The sequence below is a fragment of the Bradyrhizobium sp. Kon58 genome, assembly GCF_055807455.1.
Genome location: NZ_JBVVOT010000067.1, coordinates 1 through 7,257, shown reverse-complemented (window position 1 = coordinate 7,257; position 7,257 = coordinate 1). Strand labels below are relative to the sequence as shown.

Genomic DNA, 7,257 nt, shown 5'->3' with positions numbered 1-7,257 from the left:
TCGATCCTACCGCCCTACATGCGCCGCTCGAAATCGATCGAGACGCTGCTGCCGATCCTTTACCTGAAGGGTATCTCGACCGGCGACTTCTCGGAGGCGCTGGCGGCGCTGCTCGGCAAGGATGCTGCCGGGTTGTCGGCATCCGCCATCAGTCGGCTGAAGGACGGTTGGATCGACGAACACGCCGCGTGGCAGGGGCGTGATCTGTCGGCGAAGCGCTACGTTTACATCTGGGCCGATGGCAGCCATCTGGAGGCGCGGCTCGAAGACGAAAAGCAGTGCATCCTGGTGCTGATCGGTGCGACGCCGGAAGGCCGTAAGGAACTGGTCGGCTTCACCGATGGTGCCCGCGAGAGTGCGTACGATTGGCGCGATCTGCTGCTCGATCTGAAGCAACGCGGGCTCGACGTGCCGCCGCGGCTCGCCATCGCCGACGGCGCACTCGGGTTCTGGAAGGCCGCCGGTGAGGTCTGGCCGAAAACGCGCGAGCAGCGCTGTTGGTGCACAAGACCGCCCACGTGCTCGGCAAAACTGCCGAAGAGCCAGCAGCCGAAAGCCAAACGCGCGTTGCAGGAGATCTGGATGGCTGAAAAGAAGGCCACAGCCGAGCTGGCGTTCGACGCCTTCATCGAGAGCTACACGCTAAAATATGAGAAGGCGGCCGACTGCCTGAACAAGCATCGGGACACGCTGCTGGCTTTCTACGACTTCCCGGCCGAGCACTGGAAACACTTGCGGACGACCAACCCCATCGAAAGCACCTTCGCCACCGCGCGCCACCGCACCATCCGATCGAAGGGCTGCCTATCCAACAGGACGGCGCTCGCGATGGTCTTCAAACTGCTTGAGGCCGCGCACAAAAGCTGGCGTCGTCTCGATGGCCACAACCAGTTGCCAAAACTCGTTCTTGGTGTGACATTCAACGACGGGATCGAGGTCGTCGCTAAACCGACTGACCGTCAGCCCATAACCGCCGCCGCCTGACCGGCTCAGGCCGTCACCAAAATTTGGCGATAGCTCCTTTCCTGCAGGCAATCGCGTCTCCAAGAGGCTTGCAGTGCGCTCGAGGCGACGTTCGCGCGACCACGGCAGAATGGCACACGGGGTCGGTCTGCGTGCACCTGCCGCGCCTAAACGGCAGGGAGCAGGAGCCTCCGTAAGGACAGCATCTGCACTCACTGAAGTATGAGCCTAGAGCTTCACCCGCATCTTTACCATGCACCGGTGAGTGTCTCAGTGCGTGCGGGGTAACTGGCGCGGTATGCACGTCGGAGGCCCAGTGCAAATCTACGTCAGCCCTCCATCACGCTCATCGGCAGAACGGCACTAACGAATCTCAGGATTATCGGCGGTGTGGGCGCCGAGACCGGTTCGTTTTGAGGGATCATGAGACTTAGCCAGGGAACCAATGCAGTATCGCATGCATGAACGTCCTATTCTGTCCTTACTCGTTCACGCCGCTTCACAACTTGACGCTCACGTTGTAGTCAATCAAGAAGTCTTGGAGAGTCAAGATACGTTCCATCCACATAACATCGTCGCTCGCTTCAAGCATGGCAATGGAGCTCCGAATTGACAACAGCGGTGCCACTTTCGCGTTGCGATCATTCAGGAGGGTGGTGAACTGGTTGCGCAGCATTCTGTAGTAGCTCGGGTCCTGGATAGACGGATAAACGCTCTTAACTCGCTGCACTACGGATCGGGGTAACACATCCGCCGTGGCCGCTCGCAGCAGGCTCTTCTCGCGCCCATCGAAATTCTTGTGAGCCCATGGGGTGGCAAACACGTACTCGACTAGCCGGTGATCGCAGTAGGGGACCCGCACCTCCAGGCCAGAAGCCATGCTCAGCCGGTCCTTGCGGTCGAGCAGTTTCGGCAGGCGGCGCGTCAGAAAGAGATAGCAAACCTCGCGCATGCGACGCTCGTGCGGATCGGCCGAGGCCGGCCCGGCCAGGGCAGGTACTTCCGCAAGTGCGCTTTGGTACTGCTCGTCGATGTAGCCGGACAGGTCGAGCTTTCGGAAGAGGAACGGGTCTAGGTAATGCCGGGCCTTATCGACGCTAACGTCTTGCCATGGAAACGTCTCGCTGTGTACGTAGACTGGATCGTGGAACCACGAGTAGCCGCCGAAAAGCTCGTCGGCGGCCTCGCCGGAAAGAGCTACTGTCGAATATCGCCGCACTGCCCGGAACAGCAGATAGAGTGAGCTGTCGATGTTACCAGCGGTGAATGGAAGATCCCGGGCGTGGAGTGTGCTGGCTCGCACCTTCCGATCCATGAGTTCGTCCGCGGATAGCCTGATGTCCGTGTGGTCAGTACCAGCCAAATTTGTGACCTCCTGTACGTACGGCCCGTCGGGTGTGGCGCACATGAAGCCCGCGGTAAAATTCTCCGTATAGCCGACGAAATCGAGGGCAAAGGACCGGATCCGTTGCGCACTGAAGCGCGCGGCGAGCGCGGTCAGGGCCGAGGAGTCAAGTCCGCCGGACAGGAGCGCGCACAGCGGCACGTCCGTGATGAGCTGTCGCTGGATCGTATCCTCGAGCAGCTCGCGGACACGCCGAATGGTGTGAGGCACGTCGTCGGTATGTCCGCTGTCGTTAAGCTGCCAGTATGCTATCTCCTGAATGCCGTCCCGACTTACGCGAACAATGTGGCCGGGCCGTACCTCACGCATCCCGCGGAACACGGTCTGGCTTGGTTCGACGAACGAGCATAGTGCGCGGCGCAGCCCTGCAGTGTCCATGACCCGTTCCGCGAGACTATTGGCGAGGATCGCCTTTGGCTCGGAGCCGAACAACACTCCGTGTTTGGTCGGGTAGTAGTAAAGCGGCTTGACGCCGAGCCGGTCGCGCACGAGGAGCAGTTCGCGCTTACCAGAGTTCCAGATCGCGTAGGCGAACATCCCATTGAGTTCTCTGACCGCGGCGCAGGGGTCGCGATTGCCCCACTCCTGATGAGCATGCAGCACCACCTCCGTGTCACTACTCGTCTTGAACCGATGGCCCAGGATGGCGAGCCGCTGCCGCAATTCTCGGTAGTTGTAAGTCTCTCCAGTATAAACCAAAACTATGGAGGATCGCCCTTGTTCATGGAGCTTCATCGGCTGTCGCCCGCCCTCCACGTCGATCACCGCCAAACGACGATGTCCCAGCGCGGCCGGCCCCTCGATCCAAGTCCCCTCGCCGTCCGGGCCGCGGTGGGCCATAGTGGCCGTCATTACGGCAAGCTCTCGGCGAGCGTCGGGAGCTTCCAGGTCACGATTGAAGTCAATCCACCCACAAATACCGCACATAACTTGGCTCCAAGGATAAGCTTGAACTGCGATCCAGAGCACAGCTCCCAGCGAAGCGCGATAGTGCTTCGTGCCGCGTGCTCAGCGGCTTGGCATTGCCGCATGTTGATCTAGTTGATTAATCGCCAAGTCGGACCGACTTGTTCTAGTAGGCTGACTTGGTTGCAAATGGCGTGGATAAAACTATCGGCCATGGAAGCTGCAGCACGGCATGCGCCTGCCTACGTTTGCGACGTGCTCGAAGACAGCTCGAGTTCTCAGAGACCGTCAGGTCAGCGTTGGCACATCGGCGTTGATCCAGAGGCGATACCGTGAATGGCCGCCGTTTTGGGATGATCAGCTAGTTGAGAGGGGTCGCTCCGCTTGCTAGATGGCGGATGACGACGAAGAAGACCAGAGCAAGGATTGATGTAGCGCTGAAGGCGGAGATCGCCTTGGAGTCGGAGCGAGAGCAAGAGAGGGCCGCCGGTGTGGCCCAGCGTTATAGGGTTGGACTTCTTGGAAGCGAAGCATTCTGAGAGTGCAGCGCGCGCCTTTGAGGCCAATTTGGCATCGACCTGGAAAAGGCCATTGAGAAAGGGTCAAGGAGCTCTATTCCAAGATCGGACAATCGACAATAGACTATCGTGGCAACTCGAGCAATTCGCATTGGCGGCGGATCGATTGCTAGACTCAATCGAGCATTCTGCGACGGCTCCAAATCGATCATTTTTCCGGACCGCTGCCTGGCGGGGGCTCAAGAATGTCTTGGCGCGACAAGGCCTGCTGAGGTTTTCAACACCGGCCAAAGCTCCAATTCACTAGCGTTGCCTTTACCAGTGCACTCGGCGGATTAATATCCGCATGGATGATCCGGCCGCTGGATGGACAAATGTCATTGGCAGCTGTGGTGATCCCTCAAGCATCGGGATATCTATCTTAAGGGGTTCTAAGGACCACGAGGGCAAGGTCAGCATCGCTGCGTGGATCGATTTCTACAATGACCTGCGACTGAGTATTTGCTCCAAAAGCAGTTAGAGTCCGGTCCGAAATGAAGTGCTCCCAAAAAACTAGGCCGGCCGGCGCGGGAAATTTTCCGGGGTTAATGCTCATGCCGGCGGGGGCGCCGATGAGCCATTCAACAGCCATATCGGCGCCTTGTTGCCGATCGCGCTGTGGGGCCGGACTTCGTTGTAGTCTCTACGCCAGTCCTCCATTTTCTGCCGCGCGTCGTCAAGGCTCAAGAACCAGTGCATGTTCAGGCACTCGCTTCTGAACTTGCCGCCGAAAGATTCGATGAAGCTGTTGTCTGTCGGCTTTCCCGGCCGCGAGAAATCCAGCGCCACACCCTTCTGGTAACCCCAGATACTGAGATCGCGGGAGATAAACTCTGATCCCTGGTCGACGCGGATCGTCCTGGGATAGCCAACGATCTTGCAGATACGCTCCAAGGTCAGCACGACATCCCCGCCCCGATAACTGAAGTGCGGATCGGAAGATGATATCGCTAAAGTCGCCCGCCGGGCGCATTTCCGCGAGGCCGATTGTGCGATCTCGCCAACAAGCGGCAGGTTTGGGCTACCGCCGGCCATTCGTCCTGCTGCGGCCGGACGGCGACCGTGGGAGATCTCGGATCTACCGGCTCTATCGCGGAAGGGCTCACCGTTTGCAAGCGGCAGGCTCGCCGCAGAGCCGCGGGGACCCGGGCCCGATTCTTGTGGAAGCCCAGCCGAATGCACGATGGTCGGTGGACTCTGTTCACGACCAGTTCGCTAGTGGCGACGCTCCCGCGTCTCAAGATCATCGACGACGTCACAAAGAATTTCTAGGCGCCAGTCCAGAGACATAGAGCTCGCGGCGGCGCGTGGCCCGCGAACTGACGTCAATTATCGAGCGACCCGGCAAGCCAGGAATGATCGTGTCCGACCGCGGTCCCGAATTCACCTGCAAGGCCGCGCTCGCGTGGTGCAAGGAAGCAGCGATTGGCACTTCCATCCCGCTTGCAATGCAGATGCACAATGCCTTCGTCGAGAGCGTCAACCGTCGGGCGGGCGCCCGATGAGCTGCTCAACGAGAGCTCATTTTTACGATGGCTGCGCCAAGATCGCTGTCTGGGTCGCCGACTACAATCTCCAGAGCCCCCACTCGTCGCTGAAATCCTAACCCCGCAACCTGCGGCCCACCTCCCCGCAACCTACCTCGACGGGCTCCGCCGATCTTCCGTTGTTGCTCCCAGCCGCGCGCCTTGGCGTAAAAAACTCCGAGACTCTAACTGATGCTAGATGAAAACTCAGTTGCAGGTCACGAAAGTAGGACGAGCACGCTTGGCACCGTCGTCCCTGCGCTCAGGCTCGCGCGTGCAGGGGCTTAGTCTCCACGGCCGCGCTCAAGGTCTTCTGCTCTATAGGAGCTTCTTCATCCTTCCGGCAAATCGTCCAACCAGCAGGCGGTCTCTACGTGAGCCCGAGAAAAGATCTTCCCGATCTTTTCGGGTGCCCTGTTTTGATGATATCGCATATACAGCCGGCCATCTTCTCCCAAGTCGAGGATCTCGATCTTTCCTGTGTAGTGAGACATGATGTATTTGTATGTTTTGTGGATACCACTGAGACGTTGGTTTATGCCTTGGGTAATCTCCAATCCGCGGCGCAGTGGAACCTGAAAGTGCGATGCTCCCTTCACTGGCCTCCCCTGAAAAAGATAATAAGGGCGCACTCCGATTTCATGGCATTTGGTGAAAGTTGCTGCCAATATCTCGGCGTCATCGTTGACTCTTGCTAGGAGCACAGACTGGTTGAGGAATTGCACATCCTGTGCGCGCAACGCTCGAACCCTCCGTTCCGCTTCGACCGAAATCTCTCCGATGTGATCGAAATGTGTGACGATTATTGCTGTCTTGCCTGCTTGATAAATTCTTTGGAATAAAGACGTTAGAGCAGAATCCGCGAACCGCTTCGGCTCATAGGCGATCATTTTTGTGCCGAACCGAATGGAATCTAAATGTTTGATCGGCAGCAAATGATCAAGAATCTCGTTAAGCTTAGGCGTGCTGAGCATGAATGGATCGCCTCCCGATAGCAGTACGTTCGTCATCTCAGGATGTTGGCCGATATACCGCGCAGCCTCAGCAAAATCAGGCGCAATTTCATTGGACGTCTTACCTACCATGCGCTTACGAAAGCAGTAGCGGCAATACGAGGCGCAACGGTCTGTTACCAACAGCAACCCGGTCTGAGCGTACTTATGCTGGAGACCGGCCACTACTGTATTGACACGCTCGCCGCTCGTATCCAAGCTGCCGGGACTCTCGAACTCGTCGATTGACGGCTCAACAATCCGTCTAAGTTGCTCGTAATGGTCAGTTTTGGTGATCTGTTCGCGGTAGAATCTAGTGACCTGATAGCGTGTGATATTATTGACCTGCAACTCCTCCTCGGTAACGGCGCGAGTCCCTTCGATGAATCTCATGACGTATCCTCAAAAGCCAGGGAATTAGCTACGACTGTCCATGTTGCCCCTTCGTTTCCCCTCGTGACGAGGTGCACCGAGCCAGCACAGGGAGCTACAGAAATCGTACAGCGTCAGCAATTTCGTAAAACTACCTACTCTGGTAAGGAATATAGACTTGACTGAGGAGGGTTGGAAGCCAGCACTAAGCGCCGGCGAGCCGAACTGAGCTGCTGCCGGTTCGATGGACGCCGGGTTAAGCTAATCCCACCTTGCGTTCGAACTCAACGGGGCTGATGTATCCGATCGTGGAATGACGTCCGGGCTGGATTGTAGGACCTCTCGATGTAGTCGAACACATCTGCCCTGGCCTCGTTCCTGGTGCGATAGATTGTCGTCCGTGAACAAGGCTCTAAGCGATTGAGCAGGAGTCAGTTTTCCGGTTGGGGCGGCATTTGAGATTGCAGGGATTGGGGGCTTGAGGCCCCCAAACCTTGCAATTTTCGTTTGTGGATTCCCTTTCGCTGCGGACCATG

The 7,257-nt window shown here is 57.9% G+C and carries 3 protein-coding genes and 3 pseudogenes; 2 read left to right on the top strand and 4 right to left on the bottom strand.

Annotated features, from left to right (window positions below; genetic code table 11):
- A partial coding sequence (locus AC0L20_RS39260) for an IS256 family transposase (RefSeq protein ID WP_473295555.1) occupies positions 1-984 on the top strand: 984 nt, incomplete at its 5' end.
- 478 nt (positions 985-1,462) lie between these two features.
- Here AC0L20_RS39260 and asnB read toward each other — a convergent pair.
- Positions 1,463-3,295 (bottom strand): asparagine synthase (glutamine-hydrolyzing), encoded by a 1,833-nt coding sequence (gene asnB / locus AC0L20_RS39255; RefSeq protein ID WP_473295554.1) that lies wholly within the window; start codon positions 3,293-3,295, stop codon positions 1,463-1,465.
- A gap of 1,088 nt (positions 3,296-4,383) precedes the next feature.
- Positions 4,384-4,767 (bottom strand): annotated as a pseudogene (locus AC0L20_RS39250) (integrase core domain-containing protein); the annotation flags it as partial.
- A 21-nt stretch (positions 4,768-4,788) separates the two neighbouring features.
- Between AC0L20_RS39250 and AC0L20_RS39245 the strand changes: the two are divergent.
- Positions 4,789-5,428 (top strand): annotated as a pseudogene (locus tag AC0L20_RS39245) (DDE-type integrase/transposase/recombinase); the annotation flags it as partial.
- Between the two features lie 261 nt (positions 5,429-5,689).
- Here AC0L20_RS39245 and AC0L20_RS39240 read toward each other — a convergent pair.
- A complete protein-coding gene (locus AC0L20_RS39240; RefSeq protein ID WP_473295553.1) occupies positions 5,690-6,742 on the bottom strand; it encodes a KamA family radical SAM protein in 1,053 nt (350 codons plus the stop codon).
- Positions 6,743-6,977: 235 nt separating this feature from the next.
- Positions 6,978-7,113, bottom strand: a pseudogene (locus AC0L20_RS39235) (IS3 family transposase); the annotation flags it as partial.
- Between the last annotated feature and the right edge of the window lie 144 nt (positions 7,114-7,257).